This window comes from Burkholderia sp. 3C (genome assembly GCF_054589155.1).
Window position 1 is genome coordinate 1 of the sequence record NZ_BAAILN010000132.1, and the last position, 19,218, is coordinate 19,218.

Genomic DNA, 19,218 nt, shown 5'->3' on the forward strand with positions numbered 1-19,218 from the left:
GCGTTTCCGTCATCGCGAGAGAGGCCGAATTCTAAGCACCCATCCCGCTTCGTGCAAGCGTTTTCGCAAAGAAAATGCATAAAGGGCGCCGCTCGCGCGGCGCCCTTTATGACAAGCCTTTGATCTCAAACGAAAACGTCAAAAAATGCGACCGAAAATCGGTCGCCCGGCGCTCAACGATGCTTGAACGCCGGCTTGCGCTTCTCGACGAACGCGGCCATCCCTTCCTTCTGATCCTCGGTCGCGAACAGCGAATGGAACATGCGGCGCTCGAATTGCACGCCCTCGGCCAACGTCGTCTCGTAGGCGCGGTTCACCGATTCCTTGATCATCATGACGGCCGGCAGCGAGAACTCCGAGATGGTGGTGGCCGCCGCCAACGCGTCGTCGAGCAGCGCCGCCGCCGGCACCACGCGCGACACCAGCCCGGCACGCTCGGCTTCGTCGGCTTCCATGAAGCGCGCGGTCAGGCACATGTCCATCGCCTTGGCCTTCGACACCGCACGCGGCAGGCGCTGCGTGCCGCCCGCGCCCGGCATCACGCCCAGGCGGATTTCCGGCTGACCGAACTTCGCCGTGTCGGCCGCGATGATGATGTCGCACATCATCGCCAGCTCGCAGCCGCCGCCCAGTGCGAAACCGGCCACCGCCGCAATCACCGGCTTGCGGATCTGGCGGATCGTCTCCCAATTGCGCGTGATGTAGTCGCCCTTGTAGACATCCATATAGGAATACTTAGCCATCATCCCGATATCGGCGCCCGCAGCGAACGCCTTTTCACTGCCGGTCAGCACGATCGCGCCGATCTCGTCGTCGGCGTCGAAGGCCTTCAGCGCCGCGCCGAGCTCGTCCATCAGCGCATCGTTCAGCGCGTTCAGCGCCTTCGGGCGGTGCAACGTGATCAGGCCGACGCGGCCGCGCGTCTCCACCAGGATGTTCTCGTAATCCATCGATGTCTCCTCATTAAAGAAACGCCAGGCTCCGCGCACACACGCGGAGAACAATGCTAACATTTGCCGACCAACCGGTCGGTTAATTAATTGCTTTCGGGCGACCGGCTTCCCACTTCCATCAGGCTGCCGTCATGACCCATCCTTTGTTCACGAAGCACGAAGCCACGCTGCAACAGGCGCTGTCGGCCATCGAGACTCGCGCCTATTGGAGCCCGTTCGCCGAAATGCCCAGTCCCAAAGTGTACGGGGAAAGCGCCGCGGCCGAGGGCGAGGCGGCCTTCCAGGCCCAGCTCGACAAGCCCTTCGCGCTCGACCAGCCGGCGTCGGGCGGACAGGTCGGCGCGGAAGTGTCGCCGTTCGGCTTTCCGCTCGGCATCCGCTATCCGCAATCCTCGCCCGACGAACTGATCTCGGCGGCCGCCGCCGCGCAGCCGGGCTGGCGTGCGGCCGGCCCGAGCGCCTGGGTGGGCGTGAGCCTTGAAATCCTCGCGCGGCTCAACCGGGCCAGCTTCGAAATCGCCCACGCAGTGATGCACACCACCGGCCAGGCCTTCATGATGGCGTTCCAGGCGGGCGGGCCGCATGCTCAGGACCGCGCGCTCGAAGCGGTGGCCTACGCCTGGGACGCACTGCGCAAGATCCCGGCCGACGCGCACTGGGAAAAACCGCAAGGCAAGAACCCGCCGCTTGCGATGCACAAGCGCTACGCAATCGTTCCGCGCGGCACCGGCCTCGTGCTCGGCTGCTGCACCTTCCCCACCTGGAACGGCTACCCCGGCCTGTTCGCGGACCTGGCCACCGGCAATACGGCGATCGTCAAGCCGCATCCGGGCGCGATCCTGCCGCTCGCGCTGACCGTGCGCATCGCACGCGAGGTGTTGCGCGAAGCCGGCTTCGATCCGAACGTCATCACGCTGCTGGCCACCGCCCCCGACGACGGCGCGCTGGTCGAAGCGCTGGCGGTACGCCCCGAGATCCGTCTGATCGACTTCACCGGCAGCACGCAGCACGGCGACTGGCTCGAACGCCATGCGCATCAGGCCCATGTGTATACAGAGAAGGCCGGCGTCAACCAGATCGTGATCGACTCGGTGGACGACCTGAAAGCCGCCGCGCGCAACATCGCGTTCTCGCTTGCGCTCTACTCGGGCCAGATGTGCACGGCGCCGCAGAACATCTATGTGCCGCGCGACGGAATCCGCACGCCGGACGGCCGGGTCGGCTTCGACGAGGTAGCGCAGGCGATCGGCGCCGCGGTGCAGAAGCTCGTGGCCGATCCGGCCCGCGCCGTCGAACTGCTCGGCGCGATCCAGAACGACGGCGTGACGGCGCGCATCGACGAAGCCCGCGCGCTCGGCAAGGTGCTGGCCGACAGCCAGCCGCTCGACCACCCCGCCCACCCGCAGGCGCGCGTGCGCACGCCGCTGGTACTGCAACTCGACGCCAGCGAACGCGGCACCTATACGCGCGAATGGTTCGGCCCGATCTCGTTCGTGATCGCCACCGATTCGACGGCGCACTCGCTCGAACTGGCCGGCGGCATCGCGGCCGAATGCGGCGCGCTGACGCTGTCGGTGTACAGCACCGACGAAGCCGTGCTCGACCGCGCCCACGATGCGGCGATCCGCGGCGGCGTCGCGTTGTCGATCAATCTGACGGGGGGCGTATTCGTCAACCAGTCGGCGGCGTTCTCGGATTTCCACGGCACCGGCGCAAACCCGGCCGCGAATGCGGCGCTGGCCGACGCGGCCTTCGTCGCGAACCGCTTCCGCGTGGTGCAGAGCCGGCGTCATGTGGAGCCGCGCGCCGAAAGCACTACAAGCGCCGCCTGAGCACCCACCGCAAGCCGAATCGTTTTTTCAGGAAACCAGACGCATCCGGGCCGACGCACGCCGCCGGCCATCCACGACGTGGAGGAGACACTCGATGCCGTACGACACGATCCGGTTCGCGCTCGATGACGCGACGCAGGTTGCGACGATCACGCTCGACCGCCCCGACAAGCTCAACAGCTTCACCCGCGCGATGCACGCCGAACTGGCCGCGGCGCTCGACGCTGCCGAGGCGAGCCACGCGCGTGCGCTGGTGCTGACCGGCGCCGGCCGCGGCTTCTGCGCGGGCCAGGATCTGGCCGACCTCGATTTCACGCCGGGCGCGTCGACCGATCTCGGCGCGCTGATCGACGCGCATTTCAACCCGCTCGTGCGTCGCCTTCAGGCGTTGCCGCTGCCGGTGATCGCGGCCGTCAACGGCACGGCGGCCGGCGCCGGCGCGAATCTCGCGCTGGCCTGCGACCTCGTGCTGGCCGCGAAATCGGCCAGCTTCATCCAGTCGTTCGTGAAGATCGGTCTGGTGCCAGATTCAGGCGGAACCTGGTTCCTGCCGCAGCGCGTCGGTTTCGCACGCGCGCTCGGGCTGGCGCTGACGGGCGACAAGCTCGGCGCCGAACAGGCCGCCGACTGGGGAATGATCTGGCGCGCCGTCGACGACGATGCGCTCGCCGCCACCGCCGCCGCGCTGGCCACCGAGCTGGCCCGCCAGCCCACGCGCGCGATCGCCGCGATCAAGCAGGCGATGCGCGCCGGCATGACGAACCCGCTCGATCGGCAACTCGATCTGGAGCGCGACCTGCAACGCGAGCTGGGGCAATCGCACGACTATGCGGAAGGCGTCGCGGCGTTCATGGCCCGGCGCGCACCGCGTTTCGAGGGGCGTTGAGATGACCACGGCCCAAACTTCGCCCGCCGACCCCGATGCGCTCGCCCGCGCCGCCGCCGACGCGATGTACGCGGCCGATGCCTGCACGCGCGCGCTCGGCATCGAATTGCTCGACATCGGGCCAGGCCGCGCGCGCATGCGCATGACGGTGCGCCCCGCGTTCCTGAACGGCCATCGCACCTGCCACGGCGGCCTGATCTTCACGCTGGCCGATTCGGCGTTCGCGTTCGCCTGCAACTCGCACAACCTCAATACGGTCGCGGCCGGCTGCGCGATCGAGTTCCTGCGCCCGGTGCCGGAAGGCGACGTGCTGACGGCCGAGGCGGTCGAGCAGACGCTGGCCGGGCGGCACGGCATCTACGATATCCGCGTGACGAACCGCGCCGGCGAAACGGTGGCGATGTTTCGCGGCAAGTCGGCGCGGATCGCCGGCAACGTGATTCCCACCGATAACAACGCAGCGCATTGAGCGCGGCGGCACGGCCCGCCCCCGCCAGAATCCGATCCGGAGACATCGATGAACGCCCCGCTTCCGCTCGAACCGATCGAGACCGCCAGCCGCGACGAATTGCAGGCGCTGCAGCTCGACCGCCTGCGCTGGTCGCTCGCGCACGCCTATGCGCATTCGCCGGTCTACCGGCGCAAGTTCGACGAAGCGGGCGCGCACCCGGGCGACCTGCGCACGCTGGCCGACCTCGCGCGCTTCCCGTTCACGACCAAGAGCGACCTGCGCGACAACTACCCGTTCGGCATGTTCGCGGTGCCCCAGGAGCGCGTCGCGCGCATTCACGCGTCGTCGGGCACGACCGGCAAGCCGACCGTGGTCGGCTACACGGCGCGCGACATCGACACCTGGGCCAACCTGGTGGCCCGCTCGATCCGCGCGGCCGGCGCACGCACCGGCGACAAGGTGCACGTGAGCTACGGCTACGGCCTGTTCACGGGCGGCCTCGGCGCGCATTACGGCGCGGAGCGCGCGGGCCTGACGGTGATTCCGTTCGGCGGCGGTCAGACCGAAAAACAGGTGCAGGTGATCCGCGATTTCCGGCCCGACATCATCATGGTCACGCCGAGCTACATGCTCTCGATCGCCGACGAGATGGAACGCCAGGGGCTGGACCCGCGCGACGCGTCGCTGCGGATCGGCATCTTCGGCGCGGAGCCGTGGACCAACGAAATGCGCACGGCGATCGAGCAGCGCGCCGGCATCGATGCGGTTGACATCTACGGGCTGTCGGAGGTGATCGGCCCCGGCGTGGCGTCGGAATGCGTGCAAACCAAGGATGGGCCGACGATCTGGGAGGATCACTTCTACCCGGAGATCGTCGATCCGCTGACCGGTGAGGTGTTGCCCGACGGCGAGCTCGGCGAACTGGTGTTCACCTCGCTGACCAAGGAAGCGCTGCCGATCGTGCGCTATCGCACGCGCGACCTGTCGCGGCTGCTGCCCGGCACGGCGCGCACGATGCGGCGCATGGAAAAGATCACCGGCCGCTCGGACGACATGATGATCATCCGCGGCGTGAACGTGTTCCCGACGCAGATCGAGGAGCAGCTTCTGAAGCAGCGCGTGCTCGCGCCGCATTACCAGATCGTGCTGACGCGCGACGGCCCGCTCGACGTGATGACGCTGAACGTCGAACCCTGCCCCCTCGCCCAGGCCGAGGCCGCCTTGCTCGATACGGCACGGCAGGCGCTGGCCTACGACATCAAGGCGTTGATCGGGGTGAGCGCGATCGTCAACGTGCTGCCGGTCAACGGCATCGAGCGATCGGTCGGCAAGGCACGGCGGGTGGTGGACAAGCGCCGGTGAACACCGGCGCGAAAGGAAGGCAACACGGGGCGCCGGTTGCCGCGGCGCCCCGGCCGGACATCACGAATTCGGCAGCAGCAGCCACATCCGCCCGACCTGCTTCATGCGGCCGGCCAGATCGCCCGCGTCGTCGCCGAGGCCCCAGAAGTAGTCGGCGCGCACGCCGCCCTTGATCGCCGAACCGGTGTCCTGCGCGAACACGAGGCGATTCATCGGCGTATTGGTCAGCGGGCGGGTGGTCTGCAGGAACACCGGCGTGCCGAGCGGGATGAACGACGGATCGACGGCGATCGAGCGCTCGGCCGTCAACGGCACGCCGAGCGCGCCGATCGGGCCATCCGCGCCGCCGTTCGGCGCGCCTTCGGCCGACGCCATGTCCCGGAAGAACACGAAGCGCGGGTTGGTGTCGAGCAGCGCGTCGAGGCGCGTGGGATTGGCGCGCGCCCAGGCCTTGATGCCCTGCATGGTGGCCTGCCCCGGCGTCAGTTCGCCGTGATCGAGCAGCCATTTGCCGATCGAGCGATACGGCTGGTTGTTGGTGCCGCCGAAACCGACCCGCATCACGGTGCCGTCGTCGAGAATCACGCGGCCCGAGCCCTGCACTTGCAGGAAAAACGCCTCGATCGGATCGTCGACCCACACCAGTTCGTTGCCGTTCAGCACGCCCGCGCGTTCGAGCTGCGCGCGCGCCGGCAGCGGCGTTCCGGCACGATAGCTGCTCGGCCAGCGGTACAGGGCGGTCTGATACGGGCCGCGCCGCACCCGCGAGCCGTGCAGCAGCGGCTCGTAATAGCCGGTCACGAGGCCATCGAGCGTGCCGTCGCCATTGGCAAACTGATAAGGCGTGAAATACGTTTCGAAGAAGCTGCGCGCGCCGGTGAGGTCGAGATCGTCGAGCCGGTTCGCGGCGTCGCAGGCGCGGCGCCAGTTCGCGGCCCGCGCGAGCCGCGTGCAATTCTGCCGCAAGGCGATGGTCGCGCCGATCAGCGCATCATCGTCCCAGCCCGGCACCTGCTGCCACGCCACCGGCGTGAGCCGCTCGGAGGCCGTCTGCCCCGGCACGATCGCCGCGCCGGTGGCGGGCGGCCGCGCATGACGCACGGGCGCGCTACCGCACGCGGCCAGCAGGGCCGCCGTTGCGATCGCGGCTGCCCAACCGGCAAGCCGCGGCCCGAACCACCTACAATGCTCGTACTTGATGGAAGCCGCCATGTCTGATCTGTTCGACGAATACCCGATGCTGGTTTTTGCGCTGGAATCGCTGCTGGCGCTCGGTTTGCTGATTTTCATCGTGCTCTGGACCGCGTCCGGCAAGAAGAAAGCCCGCACGCGCCACGACGAGCCGCGCCAGCGTTGAGGCTCAATGCAGCGTGCGCGGCATGTGCAGCGCGAACTCCGCAACCGGCGCCTCGAAGCGCTCGCCGTCCTCCGCCACGCAGAAATACGCGCCGCGCATCGTGCCGACCGGCGTTTCGATGACCGCCCAGCTCGTGTATTCGAATTGCTCGCCCGGTTTCAAGAGCGGCTGATGGCCGACCACGCCGAGCCCCTTCACTTCCTGCACTTTCTGATCGCTGTCCGTGATCACCCAGTGACGCGCGATCAGTTGCGCCGGCACCTGGCCGGAATTGACGATGGTCAGCGTGTAGGCAAATGCATATTGACGACGTTCGGGGTCGGATTGTTCCGTCAAATAGGCGGTCTTCACCGTCACGCTGAATTCATACTGGCTCATGGCTATCCCGCTTCGAAGGTCGAGCGACGCCGGCACGGCGCCGCGCCAGGCCGCCGCCAGCCGGCCCGCACTGGTTCGGCATTCTGCTTGATGCGGCCCACGGCCGCAACAGCGGGGCCGCGGGCGGGCGGCGGCCCCGGCCGGCGGCGGTAGAATGGCGGTTTCGCATAAAACGCACGTCCCCCTACCGCCATGACGCAATTCCGCATCGCTCCCAGCATTCTCTCGGCCGACTTCGCCCGCCTCGGCGAGGAAGTCCGCAACGTCGTCGCCGCCGGCGCCGACTGGATCCACTTCGACGTGATGGACAACCATTACGTGCCGAACCTGACGATCGGCCCGCTTGTCTGCGAGGCGATCCGCCCGCACGTGGACGTGCCGATCGACGTGCACCTGATGGTGCGCCCGGTCGACCGGATCGTGCCCGACTTCGCCAAGGCCGGCGCGAACGTGATCAGCTTCCACCCGGAAGGCTCGGACCACATCGACCGCACGCTGTCGCTGATCAAGGATCACGGCTGCAAGGCCGGCCTGGTGTTCAACCCGGCCACGCCGCTCAACTATCTCGACCATGTAATGGACCGGCTCGACCTGGTGCTGATCATGTCGGTGAACCCGGGCTTCGGCGGCCAGTCGTTCATCCCCGAATCGCTGCGCAAGATTCGCGAGGCGCGCGCCAAGATCGACGCCTACCGCGAACGCACCGGCCGCGAGATCCACCTCGAAGTGGACGGCGGCGTGAAGGTCGACAACATCGCGGAAATCGCCGCCGCCGGCGCGGACACCTTCGTGGCCGGCTCGGCGATCTTCGGCAAGCCCGACTACAAGGCGGTGATCGACGAGATGCGCACGCAGCTCGCCGGCACGGTCAAGGCCTGAGGCGCACGGCGATGACGACGATCCGCTTCGCCTCGCCGCGGCTGGCCGCCGCGCTGATCGATCTCGACGGCACCATGATCGACACCGCCGACGATTTCACGGCGGCCCTCAACGCGATGCTGGCGCGGATCGGCGCGCGCGCCACGCAGCGCGACGAGGTCATGAACTACGTCGGCAAGGGTTCCGAGAACCTGATCGCGCAGGTGCTCAAGCCGCGCTTCGGCGAAGCCGAGGCGCAGGCACGCTTCGAGGAAGCGCTGGAGCTCTACCAGGCCGAATACGCAACCATCAACGGCCGTCACACGCAGCTCTATCCCGACGTCGAAACCGGCCTGCTGGCGATGCGCGAAGCGGGCCTGGCGCTCGCCTGCGTGACCAACAAGCCGTATCGCTTCGCGGTGGAACTGCTCGCGCAATACCGGCTCGACGGCCATTTCGGCGTGGTGCTCGGCGGCGACAGCCTGCCGCGCAAGAAGCCGGACCCGCTGCCGATGCTGACCGCCTGCGAGCGGCTCGGCGTCGAACCGGCGCTGGCGGTGGCCATCGGCGACTCCGAAAACGATGCGCTGGCGGGCCGCGCGGCGGGCCTCGCGACGCTGACGGTGCCTTACGGCTACAACCACGGCAACGCTATACAAACGATAAATTCGGATGGTATAGTCGGCTCGCTGCTCGTCGCGGCGCAGGTCATCACCGCGCACAATGCGACCGAGCAAACCCTCTGATTTAATCTTCCATCCGCATGTTTCTGAACAAAAAACGGAGTCTGAGCAGCATCGACCGGGGAGCCTGGCCCTGGCGTCGCTGGTCGCGCTAACCTCGTCGAGGTTCGCCGAAGCCTGTCTTCGGCATCCGTTTTTTGTTTTGCTGCGCGATCCGCGCTCCGTCAATCGATGTGCCCGCTGTCCCCCGCTCCGCACGCCTCGCGTCCGGGCGCCGGGAACGTGTATCGGCACATCGCCCGGCGGCAGCGCAAGCCGGTCAGGCACTGACCGCACCCCGCCCTCCGGCCCGCCGCGCAGCGCCCGCGTTTCCACTGGCACGCATTGCCGCTCGTCCCCACAGGACCGGAACATGACCGAACTCGAATTCCAATCGCTCGCGAATCAAGGCTATAACCGCATTCCGCTGATCGCGGAGGCGCTCGCCGATCTCGAAACCCCGCTTTCGCTGTACCTGAAGCTTGCGCAAACCGAGCGCGGCGGCGCCAATTCGTTCCTGCTCGAATCGGTGGTCGGCGGCGAACGCTTCGGCCGCTACTCGTTCATCGGCCTGCCGGCGCGCACGCTGCTGCGCACCCGCAACGGCGTGTCGGAGGTGGTGACCGACGGCCAGGTGGTCGAAACCCACGACAGCGATCCGTTCGCCTTCATCGAGCAGTTCCAGGCGCGCTACAAGGTGGCGCTGCTGCCGGGCCTGCCGCGCTTTTGCGGCGGCCTGGCCGGCTACTTCGGCTACGACGCCGTGCGCTACATCGAGAAGAAGCTCGCCGACTCGGCCCCCCACGACGATCTGCAACTGCCCGACATCCAGTTGCTGCTGACCGAGGAAGTGGCGGTCATCGACAACCTGGCCGGCAAGCTCTACCTGATCATCTACGCCGACCCGACGCGCCCCGAGGCGTTCTCGAAGGCCAAGCAGCGCCTGCGCGAGCTGAAGCAGCGCCTGCATGCGACGGTGCAGCCGCCCGTCACCTCGCCGAGCGTGCGCACCGAAACGTTCCGCGAATTCAAGAAGGACGACTACCTGGCGGCCGTGCTGAAGGCGAAGGAATACATCGCCGAGGGCGAGCTGATGCAGATTCAGGTCGGCCAGCGCCTGTCCAAGCCGTATCGCGACAACCCGCTGTCGCTGTACCGCGCGCTGCGCTCGCTGAACCCGTCGCCGTACATGTACTACTACAACTTCGGCGATTGCCACGTGGTGGGCGCATCGCCGGAAATCCTGGTGCGTCAGGAACAGCGCGGCGAGGACCGGATCGTCACGATCCGCCCGCTGGCCGGCACCCGCCCGCGCGGCAACACGCCGGAACGCGACGCCGCGCTCGCCACCGAGCTGCTCAACGATCCGAAGGAAGTGGCCGAGCACGTCATGCTGATCGACCTGGCGCGCAACGACGTCGGCCGCATCGCCACCACCGGCTCGGTGGTCGTGACCGACAAGATGATCATCGAGAAGTATTCGCACGTGCAGCACATCGTCAGCTCGGTGGAAGGCACGCTGAAGCCCGGCATGACCAACTACGACGTGCTGCGCGCGACGTTCCCGGCCGGCACGCTGTCGGGTGCGCCGAAGGTGCGCGCGATGGAGCTGATCGACGAGCTGGAGCCGGTCAAGCGCGGCCTGTACGGCGGCGCCGTCGGCTATCTGTCGTTCTCCGGCGAGATGGATCTCGCGATCGCGATCCGCACCGGCCTGATCCACAACGGCAACCTGTACGTGCAGGCCGCCGCCGGCGTGGTGGCCGATTCGGTGCCCGAGTCGGAATGGCAGGAAACGGAAAACAAGGCGCGCGCCGTGCTGCGCGCGGCGGAACAGGTGCAGGACGGCCTCGACAGCGACTTCTGAACGGAGACTGACCATGCTTCTGATGATCGACAACTACGATTCGTTTACCTACAACCTGGTCCAGTACTTCGGCGAACTCGGCGAAGACGTCCAGACCCACCGCAACGACGAGATCACGCTCGACGCGATCGCCACGCTCGATCCCGAGGCGATCTGCCTGTCGCCCGGCCCGAGCAACCCGCAGCACGCGGGCATCACGCTCGGCGTGCTGCGCGAATTCGCCGGCAGGAAGCCGATTCTCGGCGTGTGTCTCGGCCATCAGGCGATCGGCGAGGCGTTCGGCGGCCGCGTGATCCGCGCCAAGACCATCATGCACGGCAAGGTGAGCCGCATCGAAACCGACGGCCGCGGCGTGTTCGCCGACCTGCCCCGGCACTTCGACGTGACGCGCTACCACTCGCTGGCGATCGAGCGCGAATCGCTGCCCGACTGCCTCGAAATCTCGGCCTGGACCGAGGACGGCGAAATCATGGGCGTGCGCCACAAGACGCTGCCGATCGAGGGCGTGCAGTTCCACCCCGAATCGATCCTGTCCGAGCACGGCCACGCGCTGCTGCAGAACTTCCTGAAACAGGCACGCGCGCACGCGGCCCAACCGGCATGAGCGGGGGCGACATGACGATTACGCCGCAGGAAGCGCTGCAACGCACGATCGAGCATCGCGAGATCTTCCACGACGAAATGCTGCACCTGATGCGGATGATCATGCGCGGCGACATGTCGCCCGTGATGGCCGCCGCGATCATCACCGGCCTGCGCGTGAAGAAGGAAACGATCGGAGAGATCGCCGCGGCGGCCACGGTGATGCGCGAATTCGCGCGTCACGTGGAGGTGGCGGACAACTCGAACTTCGTCGATATCGTCGGCACCGGCGGCGACGGCTCGAATACCTTCAACATCTCCACCGCGACCATGTTCGTGTCGGCCGCGGCCGGCGCGAAGGTGGCCAAGCACGGCAACCGCAGCGTGTCGAGCAAGTCGGGCAGCGCGGACGTGCTCGACGCGCTCGGCGTGAACATCGACCTGGAACCCGAGCAGGTGGCCGCCTCGATCGAGGCGACCGGCATGGGCTTCATGTATGCGCCGAACCACCATCCGGCGATGAAGAACATCGCGGCGGTGCGCCGCGAACTCGGCGTGCGGACCCTCTTCAACATCCTCGGCCCGCTGACCAACCCGGCCGGCGCGCCCAACCAGTTGATGGGCGTGTTCCACCCCGATCTGGTCGGCATCCAGGTACGCGTGATGCAACGGCTCGGCGCCGAGCACGTGCTGGTGGTGTACGGCAAGGACGGCATGGATGAAGTGTCGCTCGGCGCGGCCACGCTGGTGGGCGAGCTGCGCGACGGCAAGGTCACCGAGTACGAGATCCATCCCGAGGATTTCGGCCTGCAAATGGTGTCGAACCGCTCGCTGAAGGTCGAAAACGCCGACGAATCGCGCGTGATGCTGCTCGACGCGCTCGACAACACGCCGGGCGTGGCGCGCGAGATCGTCACGCTGAACGCCGGCACGGCGCTGTATTCGGCGAACGTCGCGCCGTCGATCGCCGACGGCATCGTGCTGGCTCGCGAAGTGATCGCGAGCGGCGCGGCCCGCGCCAAGGTCGACGAACTGGTACGCTTCACGCAGCAATTCAAGCGCTGAACCGAGCGCTGCCCTCTTGCCCGCCGACCGGCCAGCCGGTCGGCCAACCTACCGGACGGCCCGCCGTCAGAGTTCCATGAGCGACATCCTCAACCGAATCATCGACGTCAAACGCCAGGAAGTGGCCGCCGCCCTGCGCAGCACGCCGCTCGAAGCGCTGAAACTCGAAGCCGAAACGCGCGACCTGCGCGATTTCGTCGGCGCGCTGCGCGCCAAACATGCGGCCGGCCAGCCGGCCGTGATCGCCGAGGTCAAGAAGGCCAGCCCGTCGAAGGGCGTGATCCGCGAGCACTTCGTGCCGGCCGAGATCGCCGCTTCGTACGCGCAACACGGCGCGGCCTGCCTGTCGGTGCTGACCGACGAGCAATTCTTCCAGGGCAGCGCACGCTATCTCGAGCAGGCGCGGGCGGCCTGCGCGCTGCCGGTGCTGCGCAAGGATTTCATGGTCGATCCGTATCAGATCCTCGAAGCCCGCGCGATGGGCGCCGACGCGATCCTGCTGATCGCCGCCGCGCTCGACACGCCGCTGATGCAGGACCTCGAAGCCTATGCGCATTCGCTGGGGCTGGCGGTGCTGGTCGAAGTGCACAACCGCGAGGAACTGACCGAGGCGCTGACGCTCAAGACGCCGCTGCTCGGCATCAACAACCGCAACCTGCGCACCTTCGAAACCACCCTCGAAACCACCCTCGGCATGCTCGACATGGTGCCGGCCGACCGCATCGTCGTGACCGAATCGGCGATCCTCTCGCGCGCCGACGTCGAACGCATGCAGGCGGCCGACGTGCACACGTTCCTGGTGGGCGAGGCGTTCATGCGCGCCGATCAGCCGGGCGAGGAACTCGCCCGGATGTTCTTCTGACGCGCACGCCCATGGCCATCGAAACCGAAATCAAGCTCGCGCTGCCCGAAGGCGGCGAAGCGGCCGCGCGCCGCGCGCTCGACGCCTGCGCCGGCACGGCGGGCCGCGAGATCCAGCTCGCCAACGTCTATTACGACACGCCCGAGCTGGCCTTGGCGCGCGCCAAGAGCGCGATCCGCGTGCGGCTCGCGCCGCAGGGCTGGCTGCAAACCTTCAAGACGGTCGGCTCGGCCGAGAACGGCCTGCACACGCGCCACGAGTGGGAACTGCCGGTCGCCGGCGACGCGCTCGAAATCGATGCGCTGCTGGCCGCCTGCGACGTGCCGGCCGCCGCCGATGCGCTGCGCGCCGCCGCGCCGTTGCTGGCCGCGCTGTTCCGCACCGATTTCGCGCGCACGATCTGGCGCGTCAGCCGCGGCGGCACGACCGTCGAGGCCGCGCTCGATCTGGGCGAGATCGTCGCTGAAGTCGAGGGTGAAAACGGCGTGGAGACGCGCCGCGCGCCGATCCGGGAGATCGAGCTCGAACTGATCGACGGCGACGAAGCCGTGCTGCACACGCTGGCCGAGGAACTCGTCGCGGCCGTGCCGGGCCTCGCGCCCGACAACCAGAGCAAGGCGCAGCGCGGCTACCGGCTGCGCGCCGCCTGAGGCCCGATATCGCATGGCAACCCGTTCTTCCTCCCGCACGGCGCCGGCCGCTCAGGCTTCGCTGTTCGATATGGGCGAGACCACGCCCGATTCGGCGGCCTCCACTGCCGCCGAACAACCGCCCGCCGCACCGAACGCCACCGCCGCCTCGATCCAGCCGCTGGCCGCGCAATTCGACGCGCTGCCCGCCGCCTGGCGCGAGGTGCTCGCGCCGTTCGTCGCGAGCGACGCCTACGCGCCGCTGTGCCGCTTCGTCGATGCCGAGCGCGCGGCCGGCAAAACCGTCTACCCGGCCGACGTGTTCCGCGCGCTGCGCCTGACCTCGCCCGACGAGGTCAAGGTCGTGATCCTCGGTCAAGATCCGTATCACGGCGACGACCGCGGCACGCCGCAAGCGCACGGGCTCGCGTTCTCGGTGCCCCCCGGCGTGCGGCCGCCGCCGTCGCTGCGCAACATCTTCAAGGAAATCGCCGCGAATTTCGGGCATGACATCCCGAAGCACGGCTGCCTCGATTCGTGGGCGCGTCAGGGCGTGCTGCTGCTCAACACCGTGCTGACAGTCGAGCAGGCGGCCGCCGCCAGCCACGCCAAGCGCGGCTGGGAAGCCTGCACCGACACGCTGATCCGCGAACTGGCGCGCCGCCATCGCGGGCTGGTGTTCATGCTGTGGGGCGCCCACGCGCAGGCCAAGCGCGCGCTGTTCGATGCCGGCGCGCACTGCGTGCTCGAATCACCGCATCCGTCGCCGCTGTCGGCGCACCGCGGCTTTCTCGGCAATCGCCATTTCGCGCTGGCGAACGCGTACCTCGGCGAGCACGGCAATCCGCCGATCGACTGGCAACTGCCCGACGAAGCCGTCACGCTGGCCTGACGCTTCCGGCGCGCCCCCGTCCCGAACGACGCGATGCGCCCCAAAACGAAACAGCCCGACCGGCCTAAGCCGATCGGGCTGTTTTCATTCGAGCAGGCCGGCGCCGCACGGGCACCCGCCTGCCAAAAACGGCGTCAGACCGCTGCGATGGCTTCGCGTGCCGAGGCCAGCGAGGCTGCTTCCGCGTCCGGGCCCATGTTCAGGCCTTCGGCGTAGATGAACGTCACGTCCTTCATGCCGAGGAAACCGAGGAAGGTGGTCAGATACGGCGTTTGCGTATCGTTCGGCGTGCCGAGGTACTTGCCGCCGCGTGCCGACACGACATACACCTTCTTGCCCGTGACCAGGCCTTCCGGGCCGTTCGCGGTGTAGCGGAACGTCACGCCGGCGCGGGCGATCCAGTCGAAGTAGGTCTTCAGTTGCGAGGAGATGCCGAAGTTGTACAGCGGTGCGGCGATCACGATGATGTCGGCGGCCTGCAGCTCGGCCACCAGCGCGTCGCTCTGAGCGACCAGCGCGTTCTGTTCGGCGCTGCGCTGTTCGGCCGGCGTGAAGAACGCGCCGAGCACGGCGTCGTCGAGGTGCGGCTGGGCGTTGGCCTGCAGGTCGCGAACCACGACCTTCGCGCCGGGGTTCGATTGCGACAGCTTGGCGGTCAGTTCGTCGGACAGTTGCGTCGAGCGCGCGCCTTGCGAGCGGGCGGCGGATTTGATTTGCAGGATGGTCGTCATGTCGGGCTCCGTTGGGTTTGCGCTGCAGGCAGCGCGAGTGGAGCCATTGTGCGGATGCAAGCCATCCCGAAAAAGCGGGCATCCGGCGACGGATTGTTGCAACAGCGGGACAATCCGCGCCGAATGAAACGCGATCGAACGTGTTAGAGGCCGAGCCAGCCCTTCTGCCAGGCATGCGCAGCCGGCTTGTCGGCGGCCTGCAGCCGGTAGCGCACCACGTCGGGCGCGTCGAGCCGCAGCGTGGTGGCGCGCAGCTCGTCGCGGCGGAAGGCGTGCGCCTCCACGCGATCGCCAGGCTGGAAGCGCGCCAGCAACGCCTCGAGGTTCGAGCCGGTCACGCGCAGGCCGTCGATCGCGATCAGCACGTCGCCGGCCGACAGCCCCGCGCGATGCGCCGCGCCGCCTTCGTGAACCACCGCCAGCGTGCAATCCGCGCCGCCGGCACGGGCACGCGCGCCGATCGACGGCTTCGGGTGCGGGCCGGCATCCGGGGTCAGGTTCACGCCGAACGGCGCGAGCAGGTCGGCCAGCGGCAGGTCGCGCGTGCCCGACACGGCGTCGTCGAACAGGCGGCCGAGTTCCACGCCGGTCGCCTCGGCGATCAACGCGGCCACCTCGTCCTCGCCCACGCCCTTCGGCTTGCCCTGATAGAAGCCGCGGCCGTAGCGCGCCCACAGCAGGCGCATCACGTCGTCGAGCGACTTGCGGTTGCGGGTCGCGGCGCGAATCGCCAGATCGAACGCCAGCGCCACGAGCGAACCCTTGGTGTAGTAGCTGACGATCGCGTTCGAGGCGTTTTCATCCTGCCGGTAATACTTGACCCAGGCGTCGAACGAGCTTTCCGCCACGCTCTGCTTGAGGCGCCCCGCGCCGCGCAACACTCCGCCGACCGTGCGGCCGAGCGCGGTGAAATACTCGTCGCGGCTCATCAGGCCGCTGCGCACCAGCATCAGGTCGTCGTAATAGGACGTGAAGCCCTCGAACAACCACAGCAGCGACGTGTAGTTCTCCTGCGTCAGGTCGTACGGCACGAACGCGGCCGGCTTGATCCGCTTGACGTTCCAGGTGTGGAAATACTCGTGGCTGCACAGGCCCAGATAGGTGCGGTAGCCGTCCGTCTTCTCGGACCGCCCCTTCACGGGCAGATCGGTGCGGTTGCAGATCAGCGCCGTGGACGCGCGGTGTTCGAGGCCGCCGTAGCCGTCGCTGACGGCCTGCGTCATGAACACGTAGCGCTCCACCGGGGCCTTTTTGGTGCGCGGTTCGAACAGCGCGATCTGCGCCTCGCAGATCCGCTTCAGGTCGGCGCAGAGCCGCTCCATGTCGAGCCGCGCGACACGGCCCGCGATCACCACGTCGTGCGGCACGCCGTGCGCCTCGAACGTCGCCAGCGCGAATTCGCCGAGCGTGACCGGGTGGTCGATCAACTCGTCGTAATCGTCGGCCTGATACTCGCCGAAGCCGTGACGGCGCGTGCCGCGCGCCTCGCGCAGCGCCGTGGCCACGCGCCAGCGGCGGCCCGTGTCGCCGGCCGGCTTGGCGATCTCGACCACGCACGGCGAGGCCTCCTGCCCCTGCACGGCGAGGAACACGCTGGTGCCGTTGAAGAAGCCGCCGGTGTCGTCCAGATGCGCGGCGCGCACCGACAGATCCCACGCGTAGACGTCATAGCGCAGCGTCAGCGGCCCGGCCACGGGCGCGGCCTGCCAGCTGTGCTTGTCGGCCTTGGCGATGCGGACCTTGCGGCCGGCTTCGTTGAACGCGCGCAGCGTGACGATGTTGCGCGCGAATTCGCGCACCATGTAGCTGCCCGGAATCCACACCGGCAGCATGAAGCGCTGGCCGGCCGGATCGGGCTCGGCGACGGTCAGCGTGACTTCGAACAGGTGGGCGGCGGGGTCTTTCGGGACGATCGAATAGCGAATCGGCTTCATCGGCGGGGTCGGCAAAAAATCGGCAAACGGTTCGACATGTGAAAAAGGCGCCAGACAGATGCCGGCGCCTCGTCGCGGAGGGCGGTCAGGCCGTGCGTGCGCGCATTACTTGACGTTGGCGAGCGCGCCGTTGAGATCGTCGGCGGACACGGCGCCCGGCAGGCGCGTGCCGTCCGCCAGGATGATGGTCGGCGTGCCGGTGACGTTCAGGCCGCGGCCCAGCGCCAGGTTCTTGTCGAGCGCCGAGGTATCGCAGTTGCCCGGGCCGGTCGGCGCCTGATGGCCGACCATCCAGTTTTCCCAGCTCTTGGCGCGATCGGACGCGCACCAGATCGCCTTCGACTTGACCGTCGAATCGGGCGTCAGGACCGGGTAGAGGAACGTGTAGACGGTGATGTTGTCCATCGAGCGCAGCGTCGATTCGAAGCGCTTGCAGTAAGGGCAGTTCGGATCCGAGAACACGGCGATCTTGCGCGCGCCGTTGCCCTTCACGTACTTGATCGCGTTGTTGAGCGGCAGGCTCGCGAAATCGACCTTGTTGATTTCCGACATGCGCGCTTCGGTCAGGTTGCGGCGCGTTTTGGTGTCGACCATCTCGCCAAGCACGACGTAATCGCCGGCGGCATCGCTATAGACGATCTGCGAGCCGAGATTCACCTCGTAAAGGCCCGGGATCGGCGACTTCGCGATGCCCTTGACGGTGGCATCACCGAGGCGCGACTGCAGCGTGGCCTTCAGCTTGTCGGTGGTCTGATCGGCCTGCGCGGTGCATCCCAGCGTGGCGGCGGCGGTCGCCAGCAGCAGCGCGGCGATACGGACGGTGGTTTTCATTCAGTGATCCTTGGGAAGCGGTCAAAGCATGACCGGTAGTGTACGACGACGGCCGGACCGTGTCCGGCCGCCTTTGCCGGTGGCTTTCGCGGCGAAAGCCGCATGCGGGGCGAAGCCGGAGGGCGTGGCATCCGTGGCATCCGTGGCATCCGTGGCATCCGTGGCGGCAGCGGCGCCCGCGCTCAACCGAGCGCCGAGGCCACCAGCCAGCGTTTGACGAACGGCTGCGCGCCGACCAGCGCCATGCCGGTGTTGCGCACCACGCGCGCCACCGGGCCGGGCAACGCGAACAGCCGCTGCAGGCCGTCGGTGGCGACCATCAGCGCGCGGATGTCCTCGCGGCGCGAGCGTTCGTAGCGGCGCAGCAGCACCGTATCGCCGAGATCGCGGAACGCCTCGCGCGAGCCGATCGCGTCGGCCAGCGCGGCCACGTCGCGCAGGCCGAGGTTCATGCCCTGGCCGGCGAGCGGGTGAATCAGGTGCGCGGCGTCGCCGACCAGCGCGACGCGCGGAGCGATCAGCTTGTCCACCGTCTGCAGCGCGAGCGGGAAGCCCTGGGCCGGCGTCACGCAATCGAGCGTACCGAGCTGGCGATGCGTGACGCGTTCGACCTCGGCCGCCAGTTGCGCCGGATCGAGTGCCAGCAGTTCATCGGCATGGGCCGTGTGCGCCGACCAGACCAGCGACACATGGCCGTCCGGCAGCGGCAGCAGCGCGACGATCTCGCCGTCGCGGAACCACTGGCAAGCCGTTTCGCGGTGCGGCTCGGACGCCTTGAAGTTGGCGACCACGCCGGTCTGGCGATAGTCGCGGCGCTGCACGTTCGCGCCCATCTGCGAGCGCACCCACGAATGCGCGCCGTCCGCCCCCACCACCAGATCGGCCGAGATCACGCTGCCGTCGGCCAGCGACAGCACCGCCGCGTCGCGCTTCACGTCGAGCCCCTGCGCGCGCGTGTCGATCCAGCTCAGGTTCGGCTGGAAGCGCAGCGCGGCGTCGAGCGCGCGCTCGACCACCGACGACTCG

General features: G+C 68.1%; 20 protein-coding genes. 13 read left to right on the forward strand and 7 right to left on the reverse strand.

Annotated elements, in window-relative coordinates; translation table 11 throughout:
* Window positions 1–173: 173 nt before the first annotated feature.
* Window positions 174–950: an enoyl-CoA hydratase gene (locus tag ACYP33_RS26410; protein WP_459624514.1), complete on the reverse strand. Its 777-nt coding sequence runs from the start codon at window positions 948–950 to the stop codon at window positions 174–176.
* A 134-nt stretch (window positions 951–1,084) separates the two neighbouring features.
* On the opposite strand from ACYP33_RS26410, the gene paaN reads away from it, so the two are divergent.
* The 4 genes from paaN (at window position 1,085) to paaK (ending at window position 5,484) form a co-directional block, all read left to right on the forward strand.
* Window positions 1,085–2,785 (forward strand): phenylacetic acid degradation protein PaaN, encoded by a 1,701-nt coding sequence (gene paaN, locus ACYP33_RS26415; RefSeq protein WP_459624515.1) that lies wholly within the window; start codon window positions 1,085–1,087, stop codon window positions 2,783–2,785.
* Between the two features lie 94 nt (window positions 2,786–2,879).
* Window positions 2,880–3,671, forward strand: a complete 792-nt coding sequence (gene paaG, locus ACYP33_RS26420; protein ID WP_459624516.1) for a 2-(1,2-epoxy-1,2-dihydrophenyl)acetyl-CoA isomerase PaaG — start codon at window positions 2,880–2,882, stop codon at window positions 3,669–3,671.
* Window position 3,672: 1 nt separating this feature from the next.
* Window positions 3,673–4,140 carry a hydroxyphenylacetyl-CoA thioesterase PaaI gene (gene paaI / locus ACYP33_RS26425; RefSeq protein WP_459624517.1) on the forward strand — a complete coding sequence of 156 codons (468 nt, stop codon included), beginning with the start codon at window positions 3,673–3,675 and terminating at the stop codon, window positions 4,138–4,140.
* 48 nt (window positions 4,141–4,188) lie between these two features.
* Window positions 4,189–5,484: a phenylacetate--CoA ligase PaaK gene (gene paaK / locus ACYP33_RS26430; protein WP_459624518.1), complete on the forward strand. Its 1,296-nt coding sequence runs from the start codon at window positions 4,189–4,191 to the stop codon at window positions 5,482–5,484.
* A gap of 60 nt (window positions 5,485–5,544) precedes the next feature.
* Here the strand turns inward: paaK and mltA are convergent, their stop codons facing one another.
* A complete protein-coding gene (mltA, locus tag ACYP33_RS26435; RefSeq protein ID WP_414443817.1) occupies window positions 5,545–6,774 on the reverse strand; it encodes a murein transglycosylase A in 1,230 nt (409 codons plus the stop codon).
* Window positions 6,775–6,844: 70 nt separating this feature from the next.
* Entirely contained in the window at window positions 6,845–7,219 is a 375-nt protein-coding gene (gene apaG / locus ACYP33_RS26440) for a Co2+/Mg2+ efflux protein ApaG (RefSeq protein WP_414443816.1), read from the reverse strand.
* On the opposite strand from apaG, the gene ACYP33_RS26445 reads away from it, so the two are divergent.
* The 9 genes from ACYP33_RS26445 (at window position 7,145) to ACYP33_RS26485 (ending at window position 14,696) form a co-directional block, all read left to right on the forward strand.
* Complete coding sequence (locus ACYP33_RS26445; RefSeq protein WP_459624519.1) at window positions 7,145–7,372, forward strand: hypothetical protein; 228 nt, start codon at window positions 7,145–7,147, stop codon at window positions 7,370–7,372. The two genes, apaG and ACYP33_RS26445, sit on opposite strands and share 75 nt — an antisense overlap.
* A 39-nt stretch (window positions 7,373–7,411) precedes the next feature.
* Window positions 7,412–8,098, forward strand: coding sequence for a ribulose-phosphate 3-epimerase (gene rpe, locus ACYP33_RS26450; RefSeq protein ID WP_414450425.1), 687 nt, complete (start codon window positions 7,412–7,414; stop codon window positions 8,096–8,098).
* A gap of 11 nt (window positions 8,099–8,109) precedes the next feature.
* On the forward strand, window positions 8,110–8,823 hold the full coding sequence (locus ACYP33_RS26455) for a phosphoglycolate phosphatase (RefSeq protein WP_414450426.1): 714 nt from the start codon (window positions 8,110–8,112) through the stop codon (window positions 8,821–8,823).
* 349 nt (window positions 8,824–9,172) lie between these two features.
* Entirely contained in the window at window positions 9,173–10,666 is a 1,494-nt protein-coding gene (trpE, locus tag ACYP33_RS26460; RefSeq protein WP_414450427.1) for an anthranilate synthase component I, read from the forward strand.
* A 13-nt stretch (window positions 10,667–10,679) separates the two neighbouring features.
* Window positions 10,680–11,270 carry an anthranilate synthase component II gene (locus ACYP33_RS26465; protein WP_459624520.1) on the forward strand — a complete coding sequence of 197 codons (591 nt, stop codon included), beginning with the start codon at window positions 10,680–10,682 and terminating at the stop codon, window positions 11,268–11,270.
* 11 nt (window positions 11,271–11,281) lie between these two features.
* On the forward strand, window positions 11,282–12,313 hold the full coding sequence (gene trpD / locus ACYP33_RS26470; RefSeq protein ID WP_459624521.1) for an anthranilate phosphoribosyltransferase: 1,032 nt from the start codon (window positions 11,282–11,284) through the stop codon (window positions 12,311–12,313).
* Window positions 12,314–12,389: 76 nt separating this feature from the next.
* A complete protein-coding gene (gene trpC, locus ACYP33_RS26475; RefSeq protein WP_459624522.1) occupies window positions 12,390–13,175 on the forward strand; it encodes an indole-3-glycerol phosphate synthase TrpC in 786 nt (261 codons plus the stop codon).
* 11 nt (window positions 13,176–13,186) lie between these two features.
* Window positions 13,187–13,825: a CYTH domain-containing protein gene (locus ACYP33_RS26480; protein WP_459624523.1), complete on the forward strand. Its 639-nt coding sequence runs from the start codon at window positions 13,187–13,189 to the stop codon at window positions 13,823–13,825.
* A gap of 13 nt (window positions 13,826–13,838) precedes the next feature.
* Window positions 13,839–14,696, forward strand: coding sequence for a uracil-DNA glycosylase (locus ACYP33_RS26485; RefSeq protein WP_459624524.1), 858 nt, complete (start codon window positions 13,839–13,841; stop codon window positions 14,694–14,696).
* A gap of 134 nt (window positions 14,697–14,830) precedes the next feature.
* Here the strand turns inward: ACYP33_RS26485 and ACYP33_RS26490 are convergent, their stop codons facing one another.
* The 4 genes from ACYP33_RS26490 to ACYP33_RS26505 form a co-directional block, all read right to left on the reverse strand.
* Window positions 14,831–15,427 carry an FMN-dependent NADH-azoreductase gene (locus ACYP33_RS26490; protein ID WP_414450433.1) on the reverse strand — a complete coding sequence of 199 codons (597 nt, stop codon included), beginning with the start codon at window positions 15,425–15,427 and terminating at the stop codon, window positions 14,831–14,833.
* Between the two features lie 143 nt (window positions 15,428–15,570).
* Window positions 15,571–17,361, reverse strand: coding sequence for a M61 family metallopeptidase (locus ACYP33_RS26495; protein WP_459624525.1), 1,791 nt, complete (start codon window positions 17,359–17,361; stop codon window positions 15,571–15,573).
* 105 nt (window positions 17,362–17,466) lie between these two features.
* Window positions 17,467–18,192: a DsbC family protein gene (locus ACYP33_RS26500; RefSeq protein ID WP_414443804.1), complete on the reverse strand. Its 726-nt coding sequence runs from the start codon at window positions 18,190–18,192 to the stop codon at window positions 17,467–17,469.
* Between the two features lie 182 nt (window positions 18,193–18,374).
* Window positions 18,375–19,218: UbiH/UbiF family hydroxylase (locus ACYP33_RS26505; RefSeq protein WP_459624526.1), on the reverse strand; the 844-nt coding region annotated here is incomplete at its 5' end.

Bases quoted from the DNA above. Each gene is read 5' to 3' on its own strand.
- ACYP33_RS26500 (WP_414443804.1), bottom strand. From the start codon at position 18,192: ATGAAAACCACCGTCCGTATCGCCGCGCTGCTGCTGGCGACCGCCGCC.
- mltA (WP_414443817.1), bottom strand. From the start codon at position 6,774: ATGAAAATCAGCAAACCGAGCGCCAGCAGCGATTCCAGCGCAAAAACC.
- ACYP33_RS26410 (WP_459624514.1), bottom strand. From the start codon at position 950: ATGGATTACGAGAACATCCTGGTGGAGACGCGCGGCCGCGTCGGCCTG.
- ACYP33_RS26455 (WP_414450426.1), top strand. From the start codon at position 8,110: ATGACGACGATCCGCTTCGCCTCGCCGCGGCTGGCCGCCGCGCTGATC.
- ACYP33_RS26490 (WP_414450433.1), bottom strand. From the start codon at position 15,427: ATGACGACCATCCTGCAAATCAAATCCGCCGCCCGCTCGCAAGGCGCG.
- ACYP33_RS26480 (WP_459624523.1), top strand. From the start codon at position 13,187: ATGGCCATCGAAACCGAAATCAAGCTCGCGCTGCCCGAAGGCGGCGAA.
- trpC (WP_459624522.1), top strand. From the start codon at position 12,390: ATGAGCGACATCCTCAACCGAATCATCGACGTCAAACGCCAGGAAGTG.
- trpD (WP_459624521.1), top strand. From the start codon at position 11,282: ATGACGATTACGCCGCAGGAAGCGCTGCAACGCACGATCGAGCATCGC.
- paaG (WP_459624516.1), top strand. From the start codon at position 2,880: ATGCCGTACGACACGATCCGGTTCGCGCTCGATGACGCGACGCAGGTT.
- trpE (WP_414450427.1), top strand. From the start codon at position 9,173: ATGACCGAACTCGAATTCCAATCGCTCGCGAATCAAGGCTATAACCGC.
- apaG (WP_414443816.1), bottom strand. From the start codon at position 7,219: ATGAGCCAGTATGAATTCAGCGTGACGGTGAAGACCGCCTATTTGACG.
- rpe (WP_414450425.1), top strand. From the start codon at position 7,412: ATGACGCAATTCCGCATCGCTCCCAGCATTCTCTCGGCCGACTTCGCC.
- paaN (WP_459624515.1), top strand. From the start codon at position 1,085: ATGACCCATCCTTTGTTCACGAAGCACGAAGCCACGCTGCAACAGGCG.
- ACYP33_RS26485 (WP_459624524.1), top strand. From the start codon at position 13,839: ATGGCAACCCGTTCTTCCTCCCGCACGGCGCCGGCCGCTCAGGCTTCG.
- ACYP33_RS26495 (WP_459624525.1), bottom strand. From the start codon at position 17,361: ATGAAGCCGATTCGCTATTCGATCGTCCCGAAAGACCCCGCCGCCCAC.
- paaI (WP_459624517.1), top strand. From the start codon at position 3,673: ATGACCACGGCCCAAACTTCGCCCGCCGACCCCGATGCGCTCGCCCGC.
- paaK (WP_459624518.1), top strand. From the start codon at position 4,189: ATGAACGCCCCGCTTCCGCTCGAACCGATCGAGACCGCCAGCCGCGAC.
- ACYP33_RS26465 (WP_459624520.1), top strand. From the start codon at position 10,680: ATGCTTCTGATGATCGACAACTACGATTCGTTTACCTACAACCTGGTC.